Origin of the sequence: Sphingomonas sp. (genome assembly GCF_035944535.1) — a bacterium.
Classification (GTDB): Bacteria; Pseudomonadota; Alphaproteobacteria; order Sphingomonadales; family Sphingomonadaceae; genus Sphingomonas_B.
This window is the reverse complement of the sequence record NZ_DASZBC010000006.1, coordinates 167330-193828: the sequence shown is the minus strand read 5'-3', so window position 1 is coordinate 193828 and position 26499 is coordinate 167330. Positions and strand designations below refer to the sequence as shown.

The 26499-nt window shown below is 65.5% G+C and carries 25 protein-coding genes and 1 pseudogene; 9 read left to right on the top strand and 17 right to left on the bottom strand.

The annotated features are described in order from the left end of the window. Positions 1-200 precede the first annotated feature (200 nt). A complete protein-coding gene (locus VGT77_RS05835; RefSeq protein ID WP_327460501.1) occupies positions 201-3152 on the top strand; it encodes a TonB-dependent receptor in 2952 nt (983 codons plus the stop codon). A 97-nt stretch (positions 3153-3249) separates the two neighbouring features. Continuing rightward, positions 3250-3828 (top strand): PRC-barrel domain-containing protein, encoded by a 579-nt coding sequence (locus tag VGT77_RS05830; RefSeq protein WP_327460499.1) that lies wholly within the window; start codon positions 3250-3252, stop codon positions 3826-3828. Positions 3829-3834: 6 nt separating this feature from the next. Here the strand turns inward: VGT77_RS05830 and VGT77_RS05825 are convergent, their stop codons facing one another. Together VGT77_RS05825 and mutL are read right to left on the bottom strand one after the other, a co-directional pair. Further along, the gene (locus VGT77_RS05825; RefSeq protein WP_327460497.1) at positions 3835-4083 is read right to left on the bottom strand and encodes a glutaredoxin domain-containing protein; all 249 of its coding nucleotides are present in this window, start codon (positions 4081-4083) and stop codon (positions 3835-3837) included. A 62-nt stretch (positions 4084-4145) separates the two neighbouring features. Next, positions 4146-5954, bottom strand: a complete 1809-nt coding sequence (mutL, locus tag VGT77_RS05820) for a DNA mismatch repair endonuclease MutL (RefSeq protein ID WP_327460495.1) — start codon at positions 5952-5954, stop codon at positions 4146-4148. A gap of 130 nt (positions 5955-6084) precedes the next feature. Between mutL and VGT77_RS05815 the strand changes: the two genes are divergently transcribed. Genes VGT77_RS05815 through rodA form a run of 5 tightly spaced genes read left to right on the top strand, consistent with a single transcriptional unit; the run spans position 6085 to position 11636 of the window. After that, positions 6085-7125, top strand: a complete 1041-nt coding sequence (locus VGT77_RS05815; protein WP_327460493.1) for a rod shape-determining protein — start codon at positions 6085-6087, stop codon at positions 7123-7125. 17 nt (positions 7126-7142) lie between these two features. Then, entirely contained in the window at positions 7143-8030 is an 888-nt protein-coding gene (mreC, locus tag VGT77_RS05810) for a rod shape-determining protein MreC (RefSeq protein ID WP_327460491.1), read from the top strand. Continuing rightward, positions 8027-8542 (top strand): rod shape-determining protein MreD, encoded by a 516-nt coding sequence (locus VGT77_RS05805; RefSeq protein ID WP_327460489.1) that lies wholly within the window; start codon positions 8027-8029, stop codon positions 8540-8542. Before mreC ends, VGT77_RS05805 begins: the two co-directional genes overlap by 4 nt. Further along, on the top strand, positions 8539-10527 hold the full coding sequence (mrdA, locus tag VGT77_RS05800; RefSeq protein ID WP_327460487.1) for a penicillin-binding protein 2: 1989 nt from the start codon (positions 8539-8541) through the stop codon (positions 10525-10527). The genes VGT77_RS05805 and mrdA overlap by 4 nt, the downstream gene beginning before the upstream one ends. Next, positions 10524-11636 carry a rod shape-determining protein RodA gene (gene rodA, locus VGT77_RS05795; RefSeq protein ID WP_327460485.1) on the top strand — a complete coding sequence of 371 codons (1113 nt, stop codon included), beginning with the start codon at positions 10524-10526 and terminating at the stop codon, positions 11634-11636. Before mrdA ends, rodA begins: the two co-directional genes overlap by 4 nt. On the opposite strand, the gene VGT77_RS05790 is transcribed toward rodA, so the two are convergent. Next, entirely contained in the window at positions 11633-12781 is a 1149-nt protein-coding gene (locus VGT77_RS05790) for an ABC transporter permease (protein ID WP_327460483.1), read from the bottom strand. The two genes, rodA and VGT77_RS05790, sit on opposite strands and share 4 nt — an antisense overlap. Next, positions 12778-13679, bottom strand: a pseudogene (locus VGT77_RS05785) (ABC transporter ATP-binding protein). The gene VGT77_RS05790 and the pseudogene VGT77_RS05785 overlap by 4 nt, the downstream one beginning before the upstream one ends. A 58-nt stretch (positions 13680-13737) precedes the next feature. Here VGT77_RS05785 and VGT77_RS05780 point away from each other — a divergent pair. After that, complete coding sequence (locus VGT77_RS05780; protein ID WP_327460481.1) at positions 13738-14265, top strand: GNAT family N-acetyltransferase; 528 nt, start codon at positions 13738-13740, stop codon at positions 14263-14265. Here the strand turns inward: VGT77_RS05780 and VGT77_RS05775 are convergent. The 7 genes from VGT77_RS05775 to VGT77_RS05745 form a co-directional block, all read right to left on the bottom strand. After that, on the bottom strand, positions 14252-15043 hold the full coding sequence (locus VGT77_RS05775; protein WP_327460479.1) for a winged helix DNA-binding protein: 792 nt from the start codon (positions 15041-15043) through the stop codon (positions 14252-14254). The genes VGT77_RS05780 and VGT77_RS05775 overlap by 14 nt on opposite strands. A gap of 165 nt (positions 15044-15208) precedes the next feature. Beyond that, on the bottom strand, positions 15209-15424 hold the full coding sequence (locus VGT77_RS05770; protein WP_327460477.1) for a hypothetical protein: 216 nt from the start codon (positions 15422-15424) through the stop codon (positions 15209-15211). Between the two features lie 198 nt (positions 15425-15622). Further along, positions 15623-17059 (bottom strand): NAD(P)(+) transhydrogenase (Re/Si-specific) subunit beta, encoded by a 1437-nt coding sequence (locus VGT77_RS05765; protein ID WP_327460475.1) that lies wholly within the window; start codon positions 17057-17059, stop codon positions 15623-15625. Between the two features lie 113 nt (positions 17060-17172). Further along, positions 17173-17454 (bottom strand): NAD(P) transhydrogenase subunit alpha, encoded by a 282-nt coding sequence (locus tag VGT77_RS05760; RefSeq protein WP_327460473.1) that lies wholly within the window; start codon positions 17452-17454, stop codon positions 17173-17175. Between the two features lie 8 nt (positions 17455-17462). After that, on the bottom strand, positions 17463-17678 hold the full coding sequence (locus VGT77_RS05755; RefSeq protein ID WP_327460472.1) for a type II toxin-antitoxin system HicB family antitoxin: 216 nt from the start codon (positions 17676-17678) through the stop codon (positions 17463-17465). A gap of 252 nt (positions 17679-17930) precedes the next feature. Beyond that, complete coding sequence (locus tag VGT77_RS05750) at positions 17931-19052, bottom strand: NAD(P) transhydrogenase subunit alpha (RefSeq protein ID WP_327460470.1); 1122 nt, start codon at positions 19050-19052, stop codon at positions 17931-17933. A gap of 7 nt (positions 19053-19059) precedes the next feature. Then, entirely contained in the window at positions 19060-19197 is a 138-nt protein-coding gene (locus VGT77_RS05745; protein WP_414713358.1) for an aa3-type cytochrome c oxidase subunit IV, read from the bottom strand. 128 nt (positions 19198-19325) lie between these two features. Here VGT77_RS05745 and VGT77_RS05740 point away from each other — a divergent pair, with 128 nt between their 5' ends. Continuing rightward, entirely contained in the window at positions 19326-20747 is a 1422-nt protein-coding gene (locus VGT77_RS05740; RefSeq protein ID WP_327460466.1) for a sigma-54 dependent transcriptional regulator, read from the top strand. A gap of 218 nt (positions 20748-20965) precedes the next feature. Here the strand turns inward: VGT77_RS05740 and folP are convergent, their stop codons facing one another. From folP to glmM, 6 genes are all read right to left on the bottom strand, one after another. Then, entirely contained in the window at positions 20966-22030 is a 1065-nt protein-coding gene (gene folP, locus VGT77_RS05735) for a dihydropteroate synthase (RefSeq protein ID WP_327460464.1), read from the bottom strand. Positions 22031-22141: 111 nt separating this feature from the next. Beyond that, positions 22142-23260 (bottom strand): site-specific DNA-methyltransferase, encoded by a 1119-nt coding sequence (locus VGT77_RS05730; RefSeq protein ID WP_327460462.1) that lies wholly within the window; start codon positions 23258-23260, stop codon positions 22142-22144. Between the two features lie 178 nt (positions 23261-23438). Beyond that, the gene (locus VGT77_RS05725; RefSeq protein WP_327460460.1) at positions 23439-24041 is read right to left on the bottom strand and encodes a ribonuclease HII; all 603 of its coding nucleotides are present in this window, start codon (positions 24039-24041) and stop codon (positions 23439-23441) included. Between the two features lie 117 nt (positions 24042-24158). Continuing rightward, complete coding sequence (thiD, locus tag VGT77_RS05720; protein ID WP_327460458.1) at positions 24159-24929, bottom strand: bifunctional hydroxymethylpyrimidine kinase/phosphomethylpyrimidine kinase; 771 nt, start codon at positions 24927-24929, stop codon at positions 24159-24161. Next, positions 24926-25150, bottom strand: coding sequence for a DUF1272 domain-containing protein (locus VGT77_RS05715; RefSeq protein ID WP_327460457.1), 225 nt, complete (start codon positions 25148-25150; stop codon positions 24926-24928). Before VGT77_RS05715 ends, thiD begins: the two co-directional genes overlap by 4 nt. Further along, positions 25150-26487 (bottom strand): phosphoglucosamine mutase, encoded by a 1338-nt coding sequence (gene glmM / locus VGT77_RS05710; protein ID WP_327460455.1) that lies wholly within the window; start codon positions 26485-26487, stop codon positions 25150-25152. The genes VGT77_RS05715 and glmM overlap by 1 nt, the downstream gene beginning before the upstream one ends. Between the last annotated feature and the right edge of the window lie 12 nt (positions 26488-26499).

Genomic DNA, 26499 nt, shown 5'->3' with positions numbered 1-26499 from the left:
TATAAGGCGGCGATCGCGCCACGCAAATGACGCTACGGCAATCGATGCCTGTGCGGCAGATGCGCCACAATCCGCAGAAATCCGTGAGTCTTCGCCCCCTCGCCCATTGACGACCCTGAAAGGATAAGCATGATCCCGCCCCAAAGGACGCAACAAAGCGCCTGCGGTAACAGCCGCGAAGATTAGGGGAGGAAAGTCACATGCGGAAATTCGACCTGCTCGGCGCGACTGCGCTGGCCTTGCTTGCTGCCACGCCCGCTTTTGCTCAGGACACGAGCTCGGGTCCGGCGCAGAGCGGCGGCGCGGTCTCGGGCACGACGCAATCGGCGGACGTCGACACGGGCATTGGCGAGATCGTCGTCACCGCCCAGCGACAGGCCGAGCGCCTGCAGGATGTGCCGATCTCGGTATCGGCCTTCACTGCGGAAGCGCTGGAGTCTCAGCAGATCGAAAATCCACTCGACCTGCAGCTCAGCCTGCCGAACATCACCTACACCAAGACGAACTTCACCGGATCGAGCTTCACCATTCGCGGCATCGGCGATCTCTGCGTCGGCTTCTCCTGCGATACGGCGACCGCCATTCACATCAACGACCAGCCCTCGATCGTCCGCCTGTTCGAAGCCGAGTTCTTCGATCTCGAGCGAATCGAAGTGCTGCGCGGACCGCAAGGCACGCTCTTCGGCCGCAACGCGACCTCGGGCGTCGTCAACTTCATCACAGCGCGCCCGAACCTGGCCAAGTTCAGCGGCGCCGCGAGCCTCGAATACGGCAATTACGACTCCATCAAGGTCAACGGCATGGTCAACGTGCCGATCGGCGACACCTTCGGCGCTCGGGTCGCCGGCTATTACCTGAAGCGCGACGGCTATACCCAAAACCTCTTTACCAACCAGCGGGTGGACGATCGCGAGCTCTACGCGGTGCGCGGCACGCTGCGCTGGGAGCCCAGTGAGAACACGACGCTGGACCTGATCGGCTATTATTTCCGTGAAAAAGACAACCGCAACCGCATCCAGAAGCAGCTTTGCAACCGCGACCCAACTGGCATTCTGGGCTGCGCGCCCGACCGGCTGGAGAACGAAGTCGTCAACGGCAATGCGACGCTGGCGGGCATCCTCACGTCGCGCGAGTTCATTAGCGTGGGCGTAAGCCCGGCGCTCGCGCCGTTCGGCTTGGGCAGCATCTATGGGCCCGACCTCTTCGCCAACGCAGTCAATCCGGCCAGCGTGCGCCAGATCAGCAGCGATTTCACGCCGACCTACTATGCCCGGGACTGGCTGGTGCAGGCCCGGCTTGAACAGGCCATCGGCGAGAACCTGAACCTGACGGTCACCGGCGGTTACCAGGATTCCAAGATCGACTCGCGCACCGACTATAATCTCGCGGTGCCAGCCGACATCACCACCAACCCCGGCGCTGCGGCCTTCCGCGCTTTCCCGCTTTTTGCGGGCGCGGCCTCCCGGCTGTTTCAAGGCGCCAATATCTGCACCTCGGAAGCGAACACCCAATACAGCGGCGTCTACGGCGGAAATGTCTTTACCTGCGCCCCGCGGAGCACGGATTATGACCGCTCGCGCGGCCACAACCGCGGCTGGTCGGTCGAAGGGCAGCTTTCGACCGATTTCGATGGCCGGTTCAACTTCCTGGTCGGCGGCATATATCTCGATACGAAGGTCGACGGCGATTATTTCGTCAACTCGGGCGGGCTTGATTACGCCTCTGGTCTGATCGGCAGCGCCCAGACTGGCGGGATGGGCTATTCCGCTTCGCCCTTTTTCAACAGCGAAACCAATCTGTTTCGCCTCAAAAGCTACGGCATTTTCGGCGAAGCTTATGTCGACTTGACCGAGAAGCTGAAGCTGACCCTCGGCGCTCGCTATTCGAACGACCGCAAGTTCGTCCGCGACCGCAACCCGCTGCTGAACTTTGCGGTGCCCTTCACCAACACTACTCCGTTCGATCCGCCGCCCGCCACCTATGACGCCAATGCGAGCCTGCCCGGCAACCAAGTGTTCCGTGAAGCGCGGGTGAAGTTCGACGAGATCACCGGCCGCGCCGTGCTGGACTGGAAGCCGTGGGAAGAAACGCTCTTCTACCTCTCCTATTCGCGTGGCTACAAGTCGGGTGGCATCAACCCGCCGTTCAACGCCGCTCTGTTCACGGCGCCGGCGACTTTCCGGCCGGAGATCGTCAACGCGATCGAGATCGGCACCAAGAACACGCTGGCGGGGGGGATGGTCCAGCTCAACGCCAACATGTTCTACTACGACTATAAGGACTTGCAGCTCAGCCGCATCCTCAACCGCACCTCGTTCAACGACAACACCAACGCGTCCATCTACGGCGCCGAAGTGGAGGCGATACTGCGACCGACCCGCGCTCTGCTGATCAATGCGAACGTCAGCTTCCTGCGGACCCGGATCAAGAACCTGCAGCTGGCAGATACGCGCGACCCGTCCGGCGGCCGCTCTGACACGGTCATCATCAAGGACCTGACAAACGCATCGAACTGCGTCGTCCAGCCGACCACAGCAGGCAACGCAGCCGGCGCCAACACGCTGGTTGCTGCCTTCAACGGCGCGCTCGGGCTGCGGGCTCCGACGCCAGTGCCGGGCACCAACACCACGGGCGCCTATTCGATCTGCTCGGCTCTGGCCGCGACGATCCAGAACCCGTCGGCGCCGCTCCGCGCCCTGTTCCAGACTCCGACCGGTCCGCTGCCGTTCGTGTTCAACACCAACGCGGCGGGTGCCGCGACCGGTCTCCCGGACGGTGTGCCACTCGATCTTACGGGCAACTCGCTGCCCCAGGCACCGAAGTGGAAGTTTGCCGCCGGCGTCCAGTACACGTTCGACTTCGACAACGGCATGAGTCTCGTCCCGCGCGCGGACCTTACCTATACCGGCGACTTCTTCGCCCGCAGCTTCAACAAGCCGATCGACCGCGTCGAAGGCTATGAAGTGGTGAATGCCCAGGTTCAGCTGAACGGGCCCGACGAACGCTGGTTCGTCCGCGCCTTCGTGCAGAACCTGACCAAGAACAATGCGGTGACCGGCCAATATGTGACCGACCAGTCTTCCGGCCTGTTCACCAACATCTTCACACTGGAACCGCGCCGCTACGGCATCTCCGCCGGCTACAAGTTCTAAGCGGAAACAGACTCGTCAATTTGGGCCCTCGCGACTCCGGTCGCGCGGGCCCTGCTCTTTTCGGAACATGCGGTTCGTCCCAAGCATTCGCGGCCGCATGGAAGAAATTTCGAGCTGGGTCGCGCCCATCGCCACCGCCATCGCCGCCTGCATGACCGCGTCGAACCTCGGCGCTCGGGTCACGGGCTGGGGGTTCATCGTCTTCACCGTCGGTTCGATTGCCTGGACGACCTATGGTGCGGCGACGGGCCAGACCAACCTCGTTTGGCAGAACATCTTCCTGACGCTGGTCAACATGGTTGGCATCTGGCGCTGGCTGGGGCGACAGGCCAAGCTGGACGACGGCGCGCGGGCAGCGTCCGAGCAGAGCGAGGCGGAACCTGTTCCGACCCTATTCCCCGCCTCCACCCTGACGAGCGCAAGGCTTGAGAGCCGGAGCGGCGACACGCTGGGCGCCGCCGTGGACGCGATGATCCGCTGCAATGACGGCAGCATCGCCTATCTGGTCGTCGGCAAGGGCGGCGTCGGCGGGATCGGCGAGACGCTGCACGCCTTACCCTGGCAGGCTGTCAAGCTGGAGCCGGGCCGCATCGTCGCCGACATCGACCCAGCCGCGCTCGAACGGCTCGAGCCGATCGATCCGCGCAACTGGCCCGCTGAGCCGCAGCCGGTCTAGCTCCGGTCAGCCCTGCCGCAGATAGGCTTCCAGATCGTCGCTGCCGCCGATCCGTTCGCCGGCGATGAAGATCTGCGGCGTGGTTTGCACCCCCTGCTCCTCCTCGAACGCGTCAACTTCCTCGCGACTGGCGAGGATATGCTCTTCGATGGCAAAGCCTTCCCGCTCCAGCATCTGCTTGGCGCGTACCCCGAAGGGGCATTCATGATCCGGCAGCACCATGCGGTACAGGATCGCGCTTTTCTCGTCCGTCATGGCTTCTTCCTTATGGCCTGGGTTCCGCGTCAGAGCGCTCGAGAGAGGGCAAGCGTTCCGCGCTACTTGCGTCCGAACAGCTTCTCGAGCTGATCGCGCGTTAGCTTCACCCAGGTCGGGCGGCCGTGGTTGCATTGGCCGCTGTGCGGGGTCGCCTCCATTTCGCGGAGGAGCGCGTTCATTTCCGCGACCGAGAGGGCGCGGCCGGCGCGGACGCTGCCGTGACAGGCCATGGTGGCGGCGACTTCGTCCAGCCTTTCCTTCAGGCTCAGCGCCTGGTCGAAGGCGGCGAGTTCGTCGGCAAGGTCGCGGACAAGCCCATGCACATCGCCCTGGCCCAGCGGCGCGGGCGTGGCACGCACCAGCATCGCGGCAGGGCCGAAGCGTTCGAGATCGAGGCCGAAGGCGGCGAGCTCGGCGGCGCGAGCCTCGAGCCGGTCGCAGGCGGGTTCGTCCAGTTCAATGACCTCGGGGAGCAGCAACGCCTGGGCATGGACGCCGCCATTGGCTGCCGCGCGTTTCATCCGTTCGAGCACGAGCCGCTCATGCGCGGCGTGTTGGTCCACGAGGATCAGACCGTCTTCGGCTTCGGCGACGATATAGGTGTTGGCGACCTGGCCCCGTGCGACGCCGAGGGGAAAGCTGCGATGCTCCGGCGGCGGCCTGTAGGCGGGCTCGGCGTGCGCCTGGGGGGGTGGAGTGAAGAAGGTGCGGTGGTCGTGTACCGAGTCCCCTCCATGCGTCACTCCCGCGAAAGCGGGAGCCCAGCTTCTGCCTTTCAAGGAAGGAGGAGAGATAGCTGGGTCCCCGCTTTCGCGGGGATGACGACGGAAGATTGACGCATCCACCTTGTTAGCACTGGCATGCCCCGCCGCATCGAGCGCTCGCCGCAGTCCCGACACGATCAGCCCCCGCACCAGCTGGGGTTCGCGGAACCGCACTTCCGTCTTCGCGGGATGCACGTTCACATCGACCTCGCTCATCGGCACGTCGAGGAACAGGGCAACGAGCGGGTGACGGTCGCGGGCGAGCAGGTCGGCATAGGCGCCGCGGACAGCGCCGGCGAGCAGACGGTCCTTCACCGGCCGGCCGTTGACGAACAGATATTGATGGTCGGCGACGCCCCGGCTGAAGGTCGGCAGCCCGGCGACGCCGCCCAGCCTTAACCCTTCGCGGACCAGGTCGACGCCGACGCTGTTGGCGGGCAGCTCTCGATCGACCAGCGCCCCGACCCGCTCCGGCTGACTCTGCCCCGGCGGCACCGACAGGCTCGTCCGGCCCTCATGCTCGAGCGAGAAGCCCATATCGGGCCGCGCCATGGCGAGCCGCTTCACCGCATCCAGGCAAGCCGCATACTCCGCCCGTACCGATCGCAGGAATTTGCGCCTGGCCGGCACCCGATCGAACAGCGCTTCGACGCGGACACGGGTGCCCGGCGGCAACGCGGCCGGCCCCTCCTCCACCACTTCGCCATTATCGACGGTCAGCGCCCAGCCATCGGGCGCCCCCTGCCCTGAGCGTGTCAAAGGGCGCACGCGGCTTTCCAGCGTCAGCCGCGCGACGCTGGCGATGGACGGCAGCGCTTCGCCACGGAAGCCCAAGGTCGCCACGGCTTCGATCGCATCGCCGGGCAGCTTGGAGGTAGCGTGGCGTTCGAGCGCCAGCCGCATCTCGTCCGGCGCCATGCCGCAGCCATCGTCGGCGACTTCGATCAACTCGGTGCCGCCGCCGCGCAGCCGCACCTCGATTCGCGTGGCGCCGGCGTCGATCGCATTCTCGACCAGTTCCTTCAGCGCACTGGCCGGTCTTTCCACCACTTCACCGGCTGCGATCCGGTTGACCAGGTGCGAGGGAAGGCGCCGTATTGACATGCGCCTCCGCTCTAGCCCAAGCGGCTCCACCCCGCGACCCGGCGCTCATGAAAAATCAAGATCACTCTGCTTTCATATGAGCCGAGGCCGGGTATAGAGCCTTCACAACCTGTATCAGAGCGGGACAGACATGTTCTTTTCGCGATTCTTCAAGTTCATGTCCCACGACATGGCCATCGACCTCGGGACCGCCAACACGGTGGTCTATCTGCGGGGGCGCGGCATCGTGCTCAACGAGCCGTCGGTGGTCGCGATCGAGACCATCAACGGCGTCCGTAAGGTCAAGGCGGTCGGCGACGACGCCAAGCTGATGATGGGCAAGACGCCCGGTTCGATCGAAGCCATCCGCCCCTTACGCGACGGCGTGATCGCGGACATCGATGTCGCCGAGCAGATGATCAAGCACTTCATCCACAAGGTGCATGGGCAGCGCCGCTTCCCGCGCTGGCCGGAGATCGTGATTTGCGTGCCGTCCGGCTCCACCTCGGTCGAGCGCCGCGCGATCCGCGACGCCGCGTCGAACGCTGGCGCTTCCCAGGTGTGGCTGATCGAGGAGCCGATGGCGGCCGCGATCGGTGCGGACATGCCGGTGACTGAACCGATCGGATCGATGGTCGTCGATATCGGCGGCGGCACGACCGAAGTCGCGGTGCTGTCGCTGCGTGGCCTCGCCTACACCACTTCGGTCCGCGTCGGCGGCGACAAGATGGACGAAGCGATCGCCTCTTATGTCCGCCGCAACCACAATCTGTTGATCGGCGAAGCCACCGCCGAGCGGATCAAGAAGGACATTGGCACCGCTAAGCCGCCCGTCGACGGGATCGGCCGCACGATCCACATCAAGGGGCGGGACCTGGTCAACGGCGTGCCCAAGGAGATCGAGATCAACCAGGGGCAGATCGCCGAGGCATTGTCCGAGCCGGTCGGCACGATCATCGAAGGCGTCCGTATCGCGCTCGAGAACACCGCGCCGGAACTAGCGGCCGACATTGTCGATCAAGGCATCGTCATCACCGGCGGCGGCGCCTTGCTGCAGGGCCTGGACGAAGTGTTGCGCGACGAGACCGGCCTGCCGGTGACCGTCGCCGACGATCCGCTGACCTGCGTCGCGCTGGGCACCGGTCGCGCGCTCGAAGACCCGGTTTACCGGGGCGTGCTGCAGACCGCCTGACCTGAGAGCCCTGGCCCGTGGCGCGCCCTTCCAATCGCCGCCCCGGCTATTCGCGCCGCGCGCAATATGGCCTGTTTTTCGGCTATGTGACAGCGGTGTCGGGCGCCGTGGTGGCGCTGCTGCTGCTGATCCTGTCCACAGTCGATCCGGAAGGGTTTGGCGCGTTCAAGGGCGCGATCACGGATGCGACGCTGCCGATAAGTTCGGCCGGCCGGGCAGTGGTCGGCGGAGTCAGCGACGCAGGCAGCGGCATCGGCTCCTACATTGATGCCGCGGGCAAGGTTAGGCGATTGGAGCGTGAGGCAGCGGCCAATCGCACCAGGCTGATCGAAGCCAAGGCGCTCGCCTTTGAGAATGCGCGTCTGAAAAAGCTGTTGCGCATCGGGGACGCCGAGCCGCGCCCGGTTGCCTCGGGACGGCTGGTCGCTTCAACCGGCGCCAGCATCCGCCGCTATGCGATCCTCAATGCCGGCTATGTGCAGGGCGTACGCGGCGGCATGCCGGTGCGCGGACCCGGCGGGCTGATCGGCCGGGTCGCCAATGCCGGCGCGGTCAGCGCCCGCGTTGGGCTGGTCACGGACGGCGGCACGGTCGTGCCGGTGCGCCGCGTACCCGACGGCTTCCCGGCCATTGCAACGGGCACCGGCGACGGCTTTATCGACATCCGGGCGCTGGGTGCCGAGAATACCAGCTTTAAGCGTGGTGACGTGTTCGTCACTTCGGGCATTGGCGGCGTCTACCCGCCCAATGTGCCGGTCGCGATCATCACCCGCACGACACGGGAGGGCTTCCTCGCCCTCCCGGTCGCCGATCCGGCCAAGGCGGACTTCGCACTGGTGCTGCCCATCTATCAGCCTGAGGTTGAGGCGCAGCGGCGCGCACTGCCGCCTCCGCCGGCGCAATGAGCCGCACCCTTCCCTTCCGCACGGCCCCGCCGGTGCTGAGCGTCAAGGCGCGGGCGGTGCCGATCGTCTCGACGATGCTCGGTTCGGTCATGCCGCTTCTGCTGCCGGTGATCGCTCAGGCGCCGATCGTGCCGCCGTTCGGCTTGCTGGTGCTCCTCGGCTGGCGGCTGCTGCGGCCTGGCTTTTGGGCGATCTGGGCGCCGCTACCGCTGGGACTGTTCGACGATCTGGCGAGCGGCCAGCCGGTCGGCAGCGCGATGCTGAGCTGGACGGTCGCCTTCATGGCGATTGAAGCCTCGGAGCGGACCCTGTTGTGGCGTGACTATGTGCAGGACTGGTTCGTCGCCGCCCTTGCCATCACGGGCTGCATGCTGGCCGGCTCTCTGTTCGCGATGATGGCGGGCGGCGCGGCGCCGATCTCTGGCATCGCGCTGCAGATCCTCGCCGCAATCCTGATCTTCCCCGCCGTCGCCCGGCTCTGCGCGCGGCTCGACGTCTGGCGGCTGAAGTGAAACGTCCCAAGAAGGTCGTCACCGAAGCTTCGCAGCAGTTCACCTTTACCCGGCGCGCCCTGTTCCTTGGCGCGGCGCAAGGGGCCGTCGGCGCGTTGCTCGCCGGACGCATGGCCTGGATTTCCGTCATGGAGAATGAGCGCTATTCGCTCCTCTCCGAGAGCAATCGCGTCAACCTGACGCTGATTCCGCCCCGCCGGGGCTGGATCGTCGACCGCAACGGCAAGCCCATCGCGATCAACCGCACCGATTTTCGCGTCGATCTCATCCCGGACCGCGTCGAGGACAAGGAGCATGTGCTGGGCGTGCTCAGAACGCTGCTCCAGCTCAGCGATGATGAAGTGCAGCGCATCCGGGATGATCTGGAGGAGTCCGCCGGCTTCAAGCCCGTGCAGGTCGCCGAGGATTTGGACTGGGAGAAATTCGCCGCGGTCAGCGTCCGTCTCAATGAACTGCCGGGCGTGTCACCGACGCGCGGCTATTCGCGCTTCTACCCCGATGGCGCCGCAGTCGGGCATCTGATCGGCTATGTGGGCGCTGCATCCGCCAAGCAATATGAGGAGCAGAAGGACCCGCTGCTGATCACGCCTGGTTTCAAGATCGGCAAGGAAGGCGTTGAAAAAGTGCTCGAACCCCGGCTGCGCGGACAGCCGGGCGCCAAGCGGATCGAGGTCACTGCGCGCGGCAAATTGGTTCGCGAACTGACTACCCGCGGCGATGTGCCGGGCAATACGCTCAAGCTAACCATCGATGAGCCGCTCCAGCTCTATGCGGCGCGGCGGCTTGGCCCCAACTCCGGCTCCGCTATCGTCATCGACTGCGAAACCGGCGGCATTCTCTGCATGGCATCGATGCCGTCCTACGATCCCAACAGCTTTTCGGACGGGATCGGACGCGACGAATGGCGGATGCTGTCGGAGGACGAGCGGCGGCCGCTCTACAATAAGGCGCTGCAGGCGATGTATCCGCCGGGCTCCACCTTCAAGCCGATCCACGCGCTGGCGATCCTGGCTGCCGGCATCGGCCCCGAAGAGACCGTCCACTGTCCCGGCGGCTACCGCCTCGGCAACCGCTTCTTCCGCTGTCTGGGCCGCCACGGCACGGTCAACATGACGCGGGCGATCGCGAAGAGCTGCAACACCTATTTCTACGCCATGGGCCGGCGCATCGGCATCGGCCGTATCGCCGAAGCGTCGCGTATCGCCGGCTTGGGTAAGAAATACGACCTTCCGACGCCCTCCCAGAATTACGGCACCGTGCCCGACGCCGAGTGGAAGCAGCGCAAATACAAGCAGCAATGGACCGAGTCCGACACGCTGAATGCCGCAATCGGACAAGGCTATGTGCTGGTGACGCCGCTCCAGCTCGCCGTCGCCGCCGCGCGCATTGCATCGGGGCGGATACTAGAGCCGGAGCTCATCGCGGCCAAGGCGAAGCCCGGCGCGCGCTCGCTGCCGGTGCCCCCCGAGTTCCTCGAAGCGGTGCGCGTGGGCATGACTCAGGTGGTGAATGGCGACGGCACGGCCGGGCGCAGCCGCCTGCCGCTCGAAGGCATCCAGATGGCCGGCAAGACAGGCACGGCGCAGGTGCGCCGGATCGCCGGCGGTCAGCGCGGCGGTCTGGGCGTGCCCTGGAAATATCGCGACCACGGCCTGTTTGTCTTCTTCGCCCCCGCCGACAAGCCGCGCTATGCCGGCGCGGTGGTGGTCGAGCATGGCATGTCCGGGTCTGGCGCGGCGGCGCCGGTCGCGCGCGACATGATGACCTTCATGTTTGATCAGAAAAAAGCCATGGAAACGTTGGAAAGCATGGAAAAAGGCTGGGGCGGAGACATTGCGACCCGCATGGCGAAGGAAGCCGCGGCCTATTCCGCCGCGAAGCAGCCGCAAGCGCCGCCGGTGCCGACATCCGCTGCCTCCCCTTCCGCTAGCCCGGCGCCAGTTGCGACTGGGGTAAACGCCACCGCCGCGCAGGCGCCCGAATGAAGCAGGGCATCGTTCCAGCGCCGCTGCTGGCGCTTCCCTGGGTGCCGATCCTGCTCGCCGGCGCGATCGCCGGCTTCGGGCTGATCGTGCTTTACTCGGCCGCCGGCGGTTCGCCGACGCCCTGGGCGCTCAACCACGGTATCCGCTTCGGCACCTTCCTGCTGATGGCGCTGGCTTTGTCGAGGGTGAGCGAACGCAACTGGGAGTTGGCGGCCTTCCCGCTCTACGCGGTCATCCTCTTGCTGCTGGTCGCGGTGGAAATGCTCGGCGCGGTCCGGGGCGGCAGCCAGCGCTGGCTCGACCTCGGCTTCATCCGCCTCCAGCCTTCGGAACTGATGAAGGTGGCGATCGTGTTGACCATGGCTCGCTTCTACGCGCTGCTCCCGGCGAGCCAGTTGCGGACCTTCACCGCGCTTTGGCCCGCCGCGATCCTGATCGGACTGCCCGCTGCGTTCGTGATGCTGCAGCCCGACCTCGGCACTGCTCTGATGATCACCGGCGGCGGGCTGACGGTCGTATTCCTAGCAGGCCTCCCGCTGCGCCTGTTCGTCGGGGCGGGGCTCGCGCTCGCCGCGGCAGGGCCGATCGTGTTCAGCCTCATGCACGAATATCAGCGCAATCGCGTGCTGATCTTCCTCGATCCGGAAAGCGATCCGCTCGGCAAGGGCTATCATATCAGCCAATCGAAAATCGCGATCGGATCGGGCGGGCTGTGGGGCAAGGGCTATCTGCAGGGCACGCAGAGCCGGCTCGACTATCTACCCGAGCGCCATACCGACTTCGTCTTCGCGACGATGGCCGAGGAATGGGGCCTGGCCGGCGGGCTGTTCCTGATCTTCTGCTTTTTCCTGCTGATCCGCTGGGCGATGCAGGTGGCGCATCGGGCGCGGACCAAGTTCGGGCGGCTGACGGCGGCGGGGCTCGCCACCACCATCTTCTTCTATGTCGGCATCAACCTGATGATGGTGATGGGCCTGGCGCCGGTGGTCGGCATCCCCCTCCCGCTTGTCAGCTATGGCGGGTCGGCGGTGATGACGGTCATGATCTGCTTGGGGATATTGATGTCGATCGACCGCGACAGCCGCCGCGGCCGCCGCGCACCGCTCTAGCGTCCGGCACCCGACTTCAGCACGCCGCGCCGGAACAGCCGGGCTGCGACGGTGATCGTCAGCGCCAGCCAGAGCAGCTGCCAAGCAAAGGCAAGTGCGTGCTGCCAGGCCGGGACGCCGATCGCTGCGCGCGCCGCCATCGCGAAGGGCGAGCTGAACGGAAAGACGGCGGCCGTCACCCCGATGGTGGAGTGCGGAGCATTGGCGCCCGCGCTTGCCAGCGCGAACATCGCGACCTGGAAGATGGTGACGGGCAGCGACAGCATCTGGATCTCGCGCATCGTCCCGGCCTGCGCGCCCACGCCCAGGAACACGGCGCCGAGCAGCAGGAAGGACAACACGAAATAGCCGAGGAACAGCGCCGCGAAAGCCGGCAGTCCGATAGCGGGGGCGATGGCATCGAGTTGCTCGGCACCGCCGAGCGACGATGCGGCGGCGAGACCCACGGTGCTCCAGAAAGCAGAGAAGACCAGCGCCACGCCGAGCAAACCGAGCAATTTGCCAAGGAAGACTGCTTCCAGCGGCACGGCGGCAGCCAATATTTCGATGACCTTGTTGTTGCGCTCTTCAGCCAATGTGCTGATCGCCTGGCTAGCAAGGACCAGCGACAGCAGGAACATCAGGAACACTGCCCCGAATGCTGTGCCTTGGTGATCTCGTGCGGCGGTTGGTGGCGCGGCCGCCGACGCACGAACCTGAGGCTGCTCGCCCGTGGCTGCAGAGGCGAGCAGACGCAAATAAGTTGCGTCGCGTGATGCGGCGGGGATGTGCACCACGGAGCGGTCGCCGGGCGGGCCGAACAGTACGGCCGAAGCTTCGCCCCGACGCAGCTCGCCATGCGCCTCTTCGACAGGGACGCCGCGTGGTGAGCGGAAGTCGACTGGCGGTGGGCCGGGATCGGCCCCGACGACGCTGCGCAACTCGCGCTCGGCCGCTCTCAGGCGCGCCAGTTCGTCGGGCGCGGCCAGGACCAGCACGCTTTGGCGCTGCCCTTCGATTGCCTGCACGGCGCCCAGGCTGCCGATCGTCGCCACCGCGAACATGAAAAGCGGCGCGAGCAGGAAGATCAGAAAGGTCGGCGTGAGGGTGATGGCGGTGAAGTCCCGCCGCGCGATCACCAGCGCCTGGCGCAGCAGCCGGGTCAAGCCTCGGCCTCCCGCACTAGCTTCACGAAGACATCATGTAGCGCCGGCCGCTCGACCGACAGGCTGGCGACGCCGTGCCCGGAAGCGATCAGACGCTCCAGCACCGGTTCGATGCCGTCGGGCGGCACGTCGAACGCATAAGCCTTCCCCACTCGCGCTGCGTCTTGGGGAAGAAGCTGAGACACGCCGGCGCCCTCCTGTCGCGGGATGAGCTGGGCTCGCATCGGCAGCAGGGCACGCGCCTCGTCTACGCTGCCCTCGAATCGACGCTGCCCGCGAGCGATAATCGCAAGTCGGTCACACAGCCGCTGCGCATGCGCCATTACGTGCGTTGAAAAGAGAATAGTGGCGCCGCGGTCACGCTCGGCGAGGATCAACCCTTCCAACTTCTCCTGATGACCGGGTCGAGCCCGGAAAAGGGCTCGTCCAGCACGAGCAGATCGGGCCGGTGGACCATGGAGCCCAGCAGCTGCACCAGCTGCGCCATGCCTTTGGACAGGTTCCGGATCGGCTCCCGCGCCGCGCCGGCAAGGCCTGCTTCCTCCAGCATTGCCTCCCCCCGGCGGCGGCCTTCCGCCCATTCCAGACCGCGTAAGGCGCCCATGAAGGCGATCGCCTCGCGCGCCTTCATCGTTGGATAGAGGCCGCGTTCCTCGGGCAGATAGCCGATGCGCTGGCTGACCTCGCGCGGGCGCTCGGCGCCGAGCACGCGCCGCTTGCCTGCATCGGGATCGATGATCCCCATCAGGATGCGCAGGCTGGTCGTCTTGCCGGCACCGTTCGGCCCCAGCACGCCATAGATGCTGCCGCGCGGCACCATTAGGTCGAGTCCGGCGACGGCTTCCTTGCGTCCGAAACTCTTGCGCAGGCCCTTCGCGGTCACCACCGGATCGTTCATGGCGTGGCGGTAGCGGTCCCGCGGCGCGCTTGCTAGCAACAGCATGGTGGATAGCGGATTGACCATTCGGACGGCAGCCGAGCGGGACGTGCAGCAGGTGCTCGACCTCGTGCAGCGGACCTATCGCGGCGACAGCGCCCGCGGTGGCTGGACCCATGAAGCGGACCTGCTCGGCGGCCAGCGGACCGATGCGGCTGCGCTGGCCGACATTATCGCCGATCCAGCACAGCGCCTGCTGCTCGCCGAGGTGAACGGGAGATTGGTCGGCTGTGTGCAGATCACCGACAAAGGCGGCGGCACCACCTATCTCGGGCTTCTGACGGTCGACCCCGACCGCCAGGCGGCAGGTCTCGGCCGGCGTCTCCTTGCCGAGGCGGAGAGGAGCGCCGCCACCCTGTTCGGCGCCACGCGCATGGAGATGACGGTCATTCGCCAGCGCGCCGAGCTGATCGCCTATTATGAGCGGCGCGGCTATGCCCTCACCGGCGAGGAGCGTCCCTTTCCTCTCGACGATCCCCGCTTCGGCCTACCGCAGCGGCGCGACCTCGCCTTTGTGGTCCTCGAAAAGCCGCTCAGCCGATCCTGAACCCCATTTGATGGGCCGTTCGGAAGTAGGCGATCATGGCCTGGCTCGCCTCGTCCGATAGCTCGATAAAGATGCGCCGGCCGTCCTCCGGATCCTGACGGCGAACGAACAGGCCGTGCTCGGTCAGCGTCCGAATCCAGCGCAGAGCGGTGGTCGCCGGCACGGCCGCGGCGATGCAGAGACTCGAGACCGCGACGCGGCTATGCTCCAGGCGCGCCGCGAGCAGGTCCAGCAGCATGTCCCACGCTGGGTCCGCGAAGAAATCTTTCGGGAAGAATTGGTCCCGCAGTCGCCTGATTCGGATCAGCCCGCGGACCATCTCGGCGTCGATCTCCGTCCCTTCCCCTTCGCCGCGAGCGGGCGGGACGAAGTGCACGGTCTTCGCCGACGTCGACAGCTCGGCAAGGGCGCTGGCGATCCGCGCCACTTCCTCGCTTAGCCGGCGGAGCCGTTCGTCGTCAGCCTCGACGCCATGGTCGTGCAATCGATGTTTGCGCTCGGCGACGGCAAAGGCAAGCGCGCCGGTTCGGGACTCGACTGTGGCATCGCACAGCAGCTGCACCTTGGGCTCGTCGATCCGGGCCGCGACCACATCGATCAGCTCGCCCGGAAGCGATATGATCGGCGCCGCGCTCCCGTCGCGTGCCGCATGATTCGCCCACTCGAGCAGCCGGTCGAGCTGCGGCGTGTCTTCGGAAAGCTCGATCAGCACCGAGTCTACCGACGCCTGGCGGCTGAGCCGCTCATGGGCATCGGCGATGCGTTCGCTGCCGATCACTCGCGCGCCGACGCTTTTCGCGGCAGCCAGTGCGGCCGTGCGGTGTTTCCTCCGAGTCGGCAAAGATCAATACGGAGGGTCCGTCCCCCCACTCAATTTCTGCGCCCGTCACCTTTTGTTCACCCTTTTACCCCGGCACTTGCATGCCTTCATTATGGGGCAAAGTCAGCCTCCCGACGCTCCAAAACGGAGATTTTTGCTGCGGAAATCAGGCGCGATCCGCTCCGCCTCCTGCTGCAGCCGCAGGATGGTCTCGGCCAGAGCGGCCGTCTGTTCGCCCACTGGGGCTCCGTTCAGAAGCTGATGCGCTTCGTCGAGCACGGTGCGGAGCAGGCGCACCAGCGCTTCGCTCCTGGCATCGATGTCAACTGTGGGTTGCACGCACAATGAGCAAGCTCCTCGCTCTCCCCTATGTGGCAGCCCGCATTGACGATGCGAGGGCGGCCGAGCCGGAGAATTATCCATTTTGGATGAAGCTTCGCTGCGAAGACCGCGGTTCCATGGCGCGAGCCTTGTGCGTCAGGCGCTTAGCAGGGGGTCGCAATGAGCCGTTTCGGGTGAGTCTGATCCGCTATCTGTTCAATGGATCGACTTGACGATTTCCTCGACCATCTTTTTGGCGTCGGCGAGGAGCATCATCGTGTTGTCGCGGTAGAAGAGCTCATTATCGACGCCCGCGTAGCCCACGCCGCCCATCGACCGCTTGATGAACAGCACGGTCTTGGCCTTCTCCACGTCGAGCACGGGCATGCCGTAGATGGGCGAGCTCTTGTCGGTTTTTGCGGCTGGATTGGTCACGTCATTGGCGCCGATCACGAACGCGACGTCGGCTTGAGCAAACTCGGAGTTGATGTCCTCTAGCTCGAACACCTCGTCATAGGGCACGTTCGCTTCGGCGAGCAGCACGTTCATGTGTCCCGGCATGCGCCCCGCGACCGGGTGGATCGCGTATTTGACGGTGACGCCCTTCTCCTTGAGCTTGTCGCCCATTTCCCGGAGCACATGCTGGGCCTGGGCGACCGCCATGCCATAGCCGGGAACGATGACGACAAGCTCGGCCTGTTCCATCAGGAAGGCAGCGTCTTCCGCCGAGCCCCGCTTCCATGGCCGGTCGATGGCCGCCGCACCGCCGCTCGTGTCGGCGACCGCGCCGAAGCCTCCTGCGATGACGCTGATGAAGCTGCGATTCATCGCCCGGCACATGATGTAGCTGAGGATCGCGCCCGAGCTGCCGACCAGCGCCCCGGTGATGATCATCGCCGTGTTGCCGAGCGTGAAGCCCATGGCCGCCGCTGCCCAGCCCGAATAGCTGTTCAGCATCGACACGACGACAGGCATGTCCGCTCCGCCGATTGGGATGATCAGCAGGAAGCCGATCAGGAACGATAGGCCGGTGATCGTCCAGAAAATCCACGGGCTCTGGTCGCCGACGAAATAGGCGATCAGGCCGACGATCGCGGCCAGTGTGCCGAGATTGATGACATGACGGCCCGGGAGCAGGATCGGCGCGCCGGACATGTTGCCGTTCAACTTCAGGAAGGCGATCACGGAGCCTGAGAAGGTGATCGCGCCGATGGCGACGCCCAGCGCCATTTCAATCCGGCTGACCGGGAAGATGTTGACGATGTTCGGTCCAGCAATCGGCGTGATGACGTTGGCGATGCCGAACGCCTGCGGGTTGAGGAAGGCCGCCGCTGCGACCAGCACCGCCGCCAAGCCGACCAGCGAGTGAAAGGCGGCGACGAGCTGGGGCATCGCCGTCATCGCGATCCGCCGGGCCATGACCAGGCCGATCGCGCCGCCGATCGCTATGGCCACGGCGATCTCGATCAGCCCGGCTTCGTTATGCTCCCAAAGCGTGGTGCCGACGGCAAGCGCCATGCCGGCCATGCCGAAGCGGTTGCCCCGCCGCGACGAAGCGGGGCTGGACAGCCCTCGCAAGGCCAGGATGAAACAGACACCCGCGACCAGATAGGCGAGTGCCACCCAGGGATTCAGTTCCGCGACTTCATGCATGCCCTATTTGGTCCCCCAGCCGTCAGTGCGAGCGCAGCGAAGCAATCCAGCAAAGCCGGATGTCTCCCGGATTGCTTCGTCGCTGCGCTCCTCGCAATGACGAAGCAAAGGCATCAGCGGTCCTTTTTCTTGTACATGGCGAGCATCCGCTCGGTGACGGCGAAGCCGCCGAAGATGTTGACACTGGCCAGGGCGACCGCGACCAGTCCCAACCACTTCGCCTCGGCGCCGAACGCCGATGCGGCTGCGATCAGCGCCCCGACGATGATCACCGATGAAATCGCGTTGGTCACCGCCATCAAGGGCGTGTGCAGCGCCGGCGTCACCGACCAGACGACATAATAGCCGACGAAACAGGCAAGGACGAAGATCGAGAGAATGGCGATGAAGGTCATGCGTTATCCTATGCAGCCAGTTTCTTCGGCTCTGGAATGGAACGGCCCATCTCCCGAGCTGCTTCGATCCAACAAGCGATGGCGTCGTAGCCGTTGCGGAGCGCTTCTTCAGGCGTGTCCCCGTCTGATCGGCAGCCCGGCAACTCCGGAGCGATTGCCGCAAACCCGCCGCCGTCAGCCTCGCTCAGCGGCATGATGTCGACTTCATAATCCTGCGGTCTCATGGTCCGGCCTCGCGCACATGATCCACAAACTTGACCAGCTCACGAATATAGATCGGCTTTATCGGCCGACGAGCTGGTATGGTGAGGATCATTGTCATGCTCGCATGCTTCACCTTTAAATGCGAGCCTCAGCCTGGCGGGGTGAAATCAATGCCGAACGCCTTGCAGACAGCCGCAACATCTTCGATCCGCCAGTCTCGCGGGTTGGAACGCATTCGGGAAAGCAGCTTCTCCGCGCCACTCACCTAGTCCTCACCCTAACAGCCTTGCATTCACCACCTGACCATCCTTCGTCAGGCGGATGGCGTCGCCAATTTCCTCGTCGAGGACGGGGCCGCCTTTTTCCTTGTCCCAGAAGGCGCTGAGAAAGTTGAACAGGTTGCGGGCGAAGAGCGCGCTGGCGTCCGCGGCCAGGCGGCTGGGAACGTTGCGGTGGCCGACGATCTTGACGCCGTGACGCTCGACGACTTGGCCGGCGACCGCGCCCTCGACATTTCCACCCTGCTCTACCGCTAGGTCGACGATGACGCTGCCCGCCTTCATCGTCGCAACCTGCGCATCGGAGATCAGGCGCGGCGCCGGGCGGCCGGGAATCAGCGCCGTCGTGATGACGATGTCCTGCTTGGCGATGTGGCTAGAAACGAGTTCGGCCTGCGCCGCCTTATACTCGTCGGACATCTCGGTCGCGTAGCCGCCCGAGCCCTCGCCTTCGATGCCCTTCACATTTTCGACGAAGATCGGCTTGGCGCCCAGGGAGAGGATTTGCTCCTTGGTCGCGGAACGCACATCGGTGGCGGAGACCTGCGCTCCCAGTCGCCGCGCAGTTGCGATCGCTTGCAGGCCGGCGACGCCGACGCCCATCACGAACACCTTAGCGGCCGAGACGGTGCCCGCCGCCGTCATCATCATCGGGAAGGCGCGGCCATATTCGGCCGCCGCGTCCAGCACCGCCTTGTATCCGGCGAGGTTCGACTGGGACGACAATATGTCCATCGACTGCGCGCGCGTGATGCGCGGCATGAACTCCATCGCCAGCGCCTCGAAGCCCGCTGCCGCATAAGCGTCGATTCGCGCCCGCTCGCCGAATGGGTTCAGGCCTGCCACCAGCCAGGCACCCGGCTTCGCGCCCGCGAGGCTTTCCGGAGCCGGTCCTTGTACGCCGAGGATGATGTCGGCGCCGGCGAGTACTTCGCCCCGGCTGCCAACCGCTGCACCGGCCGCGCGATACTCCTCGTCAGATACGGAGGCGGTCGCGCCCGCGCCGCTTTCCACCGAGACTTCGGCACCGAGGCCGGCGAACTTCCTGACGGTCTCGGGCGTCGCTGAAACGCGCCGCTCGCCGTCCGCTGATTCCTTGAGGACGGCGAGTTTCATGATGAACTCAGCCGGCGATCAGAAAAACGACGATGATCGCAACGACGGCTGTCGCCGCCGTTCCCCACTTCAAGAGTGCGGTGAACCCCGAATAGGTCTGTTGATGTGCCTTGAGATCGCCGTTTTGCGCCATTGAACCCTGCATCCGTGAAAGCCCCGGCGCCGTATCTATCGAGCAGTCGGGGCAGTCTCAAGAGACAAGGTGTGTCGCTTAACATCACTTTTACGCCACCTGGCCTAAGCCTCTCGCCCCGAGGAGCGCGAGTGAGGGATATGGCCAAGGCGAATGCCAAGTTGCTGATGCTGGTCGACGACGAGCCTGCCCAGAAAAGGCTGGTCGGCGCGATCGCAGCCCGCGCGGGCTGGCGGACCATCTTTGCCGACGATGCCGAAGCGGCCCGTGACGTGCTGGAGACTGAACAGGGCCTGCTCCTCGATGCCGTGCTGATCGACCAATATGGTCAGGGCGATACGGCGGTTGAGCTGATCGAGACGCTCCATGCCCGCCGCCCTGCTCTCCCCGTGCTGCTGCTGACCGCCAACGGCTCGATCGAACTCGCCGTTCGGGCGATGCGCGCGGGCGCATCCGACTATCTGATCAAGCCGATTGCGCCGGAAAGGCTGCTCGGCGCACTAGACGCGGCGGTGTCGAGCCGGATCAATGTCGGCGAGCTCCGGCCGTTGGCCGAGAAGATTAAGGCGGTGCTCGGCTTCGACGAGATCGTCGGCTCGGCGCCGCAATTCCGCTCGGCGCTCGCGATCGCAGCCAAGGCGGCGCGCTCGCGCGTGCCGGTGCTGATCGAGGGCGAGCCGGGCGTCGGCAAGGAACTGATCGCCGAGGCGATCCACGCCGCCTCCCCGCGCGCCAAAAAACCATGGGTCGTCATCAACTGCGGCGCCATCCCGGAGAACTCGGTCGACTCCGAGCTGTTCGGCCATGAGCGCGGCGCCTTTACGGGCGCGTTCGAGCGCAAGGTCGGACGTCTCCAGCAGGCGGATGGCGGGACTGTTCTGCTGAAGAACATCGCAGAACTTCCGCTGGAGACGCAGGCCAAGCTGGTGCGGGTGCTGGAAACCGGCGAGATTCACCCGCTCGGCGCACGCGTGTCCCGCGATATCGATGTGCGGCTGATCGGCGCATCGGGCCGGCCGCTGATCGAGGAAGTCGCGCATGGCCGTTTCCGTGAGGACCTCTATTACCGGCTGAACGTCGTCCATGTCCCCGTACCGCCGCTTCGGGATCGCGCTGGTGACGTGCCCGCCCTGTCGCGGCACATGCTGGCGCGGATCGCGGCCCAACCGGGCCTGCGCGAGCTCGGCATTACCGACGAGGCACTGTCGCTGCTGATGTCGTTCGACTGGCCCGGCAATGTCCGCCAGCTGCAGACGGCGCTGTTCCGCGCCGCCGTGCTGTGCGAGGGCGAGGCGCTGACGTCCGCGGACTTCCCGCAGATCGCGCTGCAGAGCCATTCCAATGTCACGCGACTGCTGGCGCCGGTCGCAGGATCGGGTGTCACGCTGTTCGAAGCGGACGGTCATATCCGCAACCTGGAAGAGATTGAGGCGGACGTGATCCGGTTGGCGATCGGCCATTATCGCGGCCGCATGACCGAAGTCGCGCGCCGCCTCGGCATCGGGCGCTCCACTCTTTACCGCAAGCTCGGCGAACTCGGCATTGGCGACGTGGCTGCCTAGCGGAACGGGTCTGTGACACTTTCGTTACTCTTACGGAGGTGTCACGATGTTCCAGCGTTCTGGCTATCTGATTTCGATGGGCAGCGTGATCCTGCTCGGACTGGTCGCTTGGGACGGGTCCGACAATGACACGATGCGGCTGCTGACGGTGATTGGCGTGCTGACCTCCATCATTGGCATGGCATTCCGCTGGATTTCGTTCGAGCGCGAGGAAAAGCCTAGTGCGACGACAGCGCCTGGTCCCGCAATCCGCGCCAGACCCGAAGCGCCTGCACCGTCTCGCGCACGTCATGAACCCGGACGATCTGCGCACCTGACATGACCCCGGTCAGCGCAAGCGCGATCGAGCCGCCCAGACGCTGATCCGCGGGCGCTTCGTTCGACAAGGCGCCGATCATCCGCTTGCGGCTGGCGCCCAGCATCACTGCGCAGCCGAGCCCCTGGAACAGCGCAAGGCCGTTCAGCAGCGCGAGATTGTCCGCGACTGACTTGCCGAAGCCGATGCCGGGATCGACGATGATCCGCGAGCGGGGCACGCCGGCCGCCTCGACCGCCGTGACTCGCTCGTCCAGCCAGTCAAAGACCTGCAGCAGCGGACCGGGTCCGAGCGTCTTCATATGAAGATCGCGCGGGTCGCCGGCATGCATCAGGATCACCGGACAGCCGGCGCGGACCACCAAATCCAGTGCTCTTTCGTCGTAGAGCAAAGCCGACACGTCGTTCACGATGCCCGCTCCCGCCGCGAGCGCCGCTTCCATCACCGCTGCGTTGCGGGTGTCGACCGAGATCGCGACACCGGCACGGGCCAGCCGTTCGATGACGGGCACGACGCGGGCGATCTCATCACCTTCCCAGACCGGCGCCGCGCCGGGGCGCGTCGATTCTCCGCCGACGTCGATGAAGGCGGCGCCCTCTCCGGCAGCGGCGACGCCTGCGGCGACTGCGGCTTCGGAATCTTGATGTAGACCCCCGTCCGAGAAGCTGTCGGGCGTGACATTGAGGATAACCGCGACCTGCGGCTGATCGAAGCGGATCGTGCGGTCACCGAGCTCGAGCGGGGGACGGGGAGCCGTGAGGCGCTGGACAGTCGGCTGAACCTCGTCCGGAAGCGAGGCGGCGTCGCTTACAGGCACCAGCTGCTTGGAGACGCGGCGCCCGTCCGCAGTCTCGATCAGCTCATAAGAGGAGTGCCAGAGTAAGCCTCCGGCGAGGCGGGCAACTCCACCATCGAAGCCAATCGGCGTGTCTACGAACGCAGTCGGGCGGAGATAGAAGCGTTTCACCTAGCACCCGTTCGGCCTGAGCTTGTCGAAGGCCTTCTTCTTCTTCTGTTCGGTCAAGAAAAGAAAGGGAGGGCTTCGACAAGCTCAGCCCGAACGGGGTTGCGCTTCGTGCTAAGGCTCGTTCGCCAGCAGATATTGCTGCCGGAGGGCATCGATCGGCTTGAGCGCCCCGGCATCCTCATAGTGCCAGAAGGTCCAGCCGTTGCACGAGGGCGCGCCTTGCAGCGTCGCGCCCACCTTGTGGATCGAACCCGCCGCGCCCCGCGCGTCGAGAGATCCGTCGGCGCGAACGACCGCCTGGTAGCGCCGCTTCGAATCCATAAGCACCGCGCCCGGCTGCAGCATGCCGGTCTCCACGAGCACACCGAACGCGACCTTCGGCGCGGCGGCGGGAGACTGCATCGTCTTGAGTGCAGACTCGTCCAGCGGCAGCGCTGCCTCGATCCGCTCGCGCGCCACATCGCAATAGGAAGGCTCGCGCTCGATGCCGATCCAGCGGCGGCCAAGCCGCTTTGCCACCGCGCCCGTCGTGCCGGTGCCGAAGAACGGATCGAGCACCACGTCGCCCGGGTTCGTACAGGCGAGCAGCACACGGTACAGCAGAGCTTCCGGCTTCTGCGTCGGATGCGCCTTGACGCCGCCGCGCTTCAGCCGCTCGGCACCCGAGCAGATCGGGAACAGCCAGTCCGAGCGCATCTGCAGCTCGTCATTGAGCGTCTTCATCGCGCGATAGTTGAAAGTGTAACGGGCCGTCTCGCTCTTCGCCGCCCAGATCAGCGTCTCATGCGCGTTGGTGAAGCGGGTGCCCTTGAAGTTCGGCATCGGGTTCGACTTGCGCCAGACGATGTCGTTCAGGATCCAGAGCCCCAGATCCTGCACCGCCGCGCCGACGCGGAAGATGTTGTGATAGCTGCCGATCACCCAGAGCGTGCCGCTGTCCTTGAGCACGCGGCGCGCCTCGCTCAGCCAGGCGCGGGTGAATTCGTCATAGGCGGCGAAGGTGTCGAATTTATCCCAGTCATTGTCGACGGCATCGACTCGACCGCCCTCGGGCCGGAACAGGTCGCCACCAAGCTGGAGATTATAGGGCGGGTCGGCGAAGATCATGTCGACCGACTTGTCAGGCAGGCCGCGCATCGCCTCGACGCAATCGTCCATCAGGATGCGGTCAAGCGGCAGCGTGGCCGATTGGGGCGCGGCGCGCCGTTCAACCTTGGTCAGAACCCCCATCCGGCCTTGCGCCCCCTGCTCACTTATCTACAGCCAGAGTGAGTCCAGCGGAGTCTGCGGTCAAGCAGTTCATTTCGGGCACAAAATGGAACGGAAGGAGTCCGCCTGAGCGGGACACAAGATGATGAGTCTTGGTCCGTGAACGAGACTCAACAGATTGTGGTGTGGCGGGAAAGACTCACAAAGGGAGCAAAGCTTGGGCGACGGGCGCGAAGCTGCGGCGGTGGAGCGGCGTCGGGCCGAGCCGATTGAGCGCTTCGCGATGAGTCGGGCAGCCATAGCCCTTGTTAGACGCCCAGCCATAGCCTGGATGCTCGGCATCGGCGGCGATCATCAGCTGGTCGCGATGATGCTTGGCGATCACCGAAGCGGCGGCGATCGACAGGCACAAGGCATCGCCACCCACGACCGTGGTGCATGGGTGATCCCAGCGCGGTTTCGCGTTGCCGTCGATCAGCACCATGCCGGGCGCGATGCCGAGCGCCTCCACCGCGCGCGTCATCGCCAGCATCGTCGCCCAAAAGATGTTGATTTGGTCGATCTCCTCGACCGTGGCGACGCCGACGCCGACCAGCGCGATCTTGTGCAGCCTCTTCGACAGTTCGGCGCGGACTTGGGCGGTGAGCTTCTTCGAGTCATCGATGCCGCGCGGGACCCCCTTTTCCGGCAGCACCACCGCGGCGGCGACCACGGGGCCCGCCAACGGACCACGCCCAGCCTCGTCCACGCCGACGAGCGGCGCCGGGTGATTGAGTTCGAGCTTGCGGGATGGTCTGGGCATATACACTCGGTTTGGGCTGAGCTTGTCGAAGCCCTCCCTTTCCTTACGATCCCAAAGAAGAAGAAGGGAGGCCTTCGACAGGCTCAGGCCGAACCAAATTGGGGATAAGTGGGCCAATCAGCCCTCCAGTTCCTCGAACGGGTTCCAGCCGAGCGTGTGGCCGATTGGGCCATGCCCCTGCCCCAGCCCGGGAGCGGACAGGATGGCGATACGCACGAAGCGCACGGCTTGCTCGAAGGCGTCCTTGATTGGCATTCCGCTGGCCAACCCGGTCGCCAATGCGCTCGCCAATGTGCAGCCGGTACCATGCGTATCGTCGGTGTCGAAGCGCTTGCCTACCAGCCGCGCAACTTCTTGACCGTTCGGCGCGAGCACACGGTCTACGACATAGGCGCCCTCGGCATGACCGCCCTTGGCGAGCAAGTGACAGCCATGCGACAGCACCGACTCCTCGCCGCCGAGCGCGTCCAGCTCGGGCAGGTTGGGCGTGACTACTGACGCAATCCGCATCAGCTTTTCGAACGCGGCGATCGTTGCCGCATCGGCCAGGGTCGAGCCGCTGGTCGCGACCATCACCGGGTCGAACACGATGGGAATGTCGAGCCCGGAAAGCCGTTCCGCTACTGCCTCGGCAGTCTCGGGCGTGCCGATCATGCCGATCTTGATCGCGTCCGCGCCGAGGTCGTCCAGGACGCTGTCGATCTGCGCGACGACCATCTCGGCCGGCACCGGATGCACCGCCTGAACACCCACCGTGTTCTGGGCAGTGATGGCAGTGATCGCGGTCATCGCGTGGCCGCCGAGCATCGTCACCGTCTTGATGTCGGCTTGAATGCCGGCGCCGCCGCCGCTGTCGGAACCGGCGATGATCAGGACGCGCGGGATCACCCCTTGAACTTGCGCGTAGTGCTCGCCGGATGCTTTGTCAGCGCCGCGCCGACGCGGATCGGGCGGTCGGTCAACTCGCCGCCGCAGTTCGGGCAGCGATCGTCCAGTGCTTCGGTGCACTCGGCGCAGAAGGTGCATTCGAACGAGCAGATGAAGGCGCCATGCTGGTCGGCTGCCAGGTCGGTGCCGCAGCGCTCGCAATCGGGTCGCATTTCAAGCATCACGCCGCCTCCGCCACTGCCGCGCAGATTCGCTCAACCACTGCCTTAACCTGCCCCTCGTCGTCCCCCTCCGCCATTACCCTGATGAGCGGTTCGGTGCCGGACGGCCGGATGACCAGACGCCCGCGACCGTTCAGTTCCGCCTCCGCATCTGCGATCGTTGCCTTGACCCGATTATCATCCAGCGGCTTGCCGCCGGAGAAGCGGACATTCTTAAGCAGTTGCGGCACCGGATCGAAGACGTGCAGTAGCTCGCTAGCGCGGCGTCCCGACTGGACCAGCTCGGCGAGGATCTGGAGCCCTGCCATCAGCCCGTCGCCCGTGGTCGCGTGATCGGACAGGATGATGTGCCCAGACTGTTCGCCGCCGACATTGAACCCGCGCTCGCGCATGCATTCGAGCACATAGCGGTCGCCGACCTTGGTGCGCTGAAGCGTCAGGCCGTCCGCCTGCAGCCGCCGTTCAAGACCCAGGTTGGACATGACGGTCGCGACCAGGCCACCGCCCTTCAACAGGCCCCGGCGCGCCCAACTAGTCGCGATCAGACCCATCAGCTGGTCGCCATCGACCAGCCTCCCGGTCTCGTCGACCACGATCAGCCGGTCGGCATCGCCGTCCAGAGCCAGGCCGATATCGGCACCGCTCGCGACCACCGTTTCCTGCAGCGTTTGCGGTGCCGTAGATCCGCAACCCGCGTTGATGTTGGTGCCATTAGGGCCGACGCCGACCGGCACGATTTCAGCACCCAACTCCCAAAGCGCTTCGGGCGCGACCTTGTAAGCGGCGCCGTTCGCGCAATCGATCGCGATCTTCAGCCCTTCGAGCCGCAGCCCCTCCGGAAAGCTGGACTTGACCGCATGGATATAGCGGCCCTGCGCGTCGTCGACACGCCGTGCTCGTCCGGTGCGGTCGGCCGGGGCGAGCCGGGCTGCCGCTTCGATCAGCGCCTCGATCGCCATTTCGTCGTCATCGGACAGCTTGTAGCCGTCCGGGCCGAACAGCTTGATGCCATTATCGGCAAAGGGATTGTGGCTGGCCGAGATCATCACGCCAAGGTCGGCCCGCATCGAACGGGTCAGCAGCGCCACGGCAGGCGTCGGCATCGGCCCGACCAGCACCACGTCCATGCCGACGCTGGTGAAGCCTGCGACGAGCGCCGGTTCCAGCATATAGCCCGAAAGCCGCGTGTCCTTGCCGATCACGACCCGGTGGATATGGTCGCCACGGACGAAGTGCGCTCCGGCCGCCATGCCGACCTTCATCGCCATTTCCGCCGTCATGCTGGGGGTATTTACCCGCGCCCTGATGCCGTCTGTCCCGAAGAATTTGCGTGTCATGCCGCTTCCACT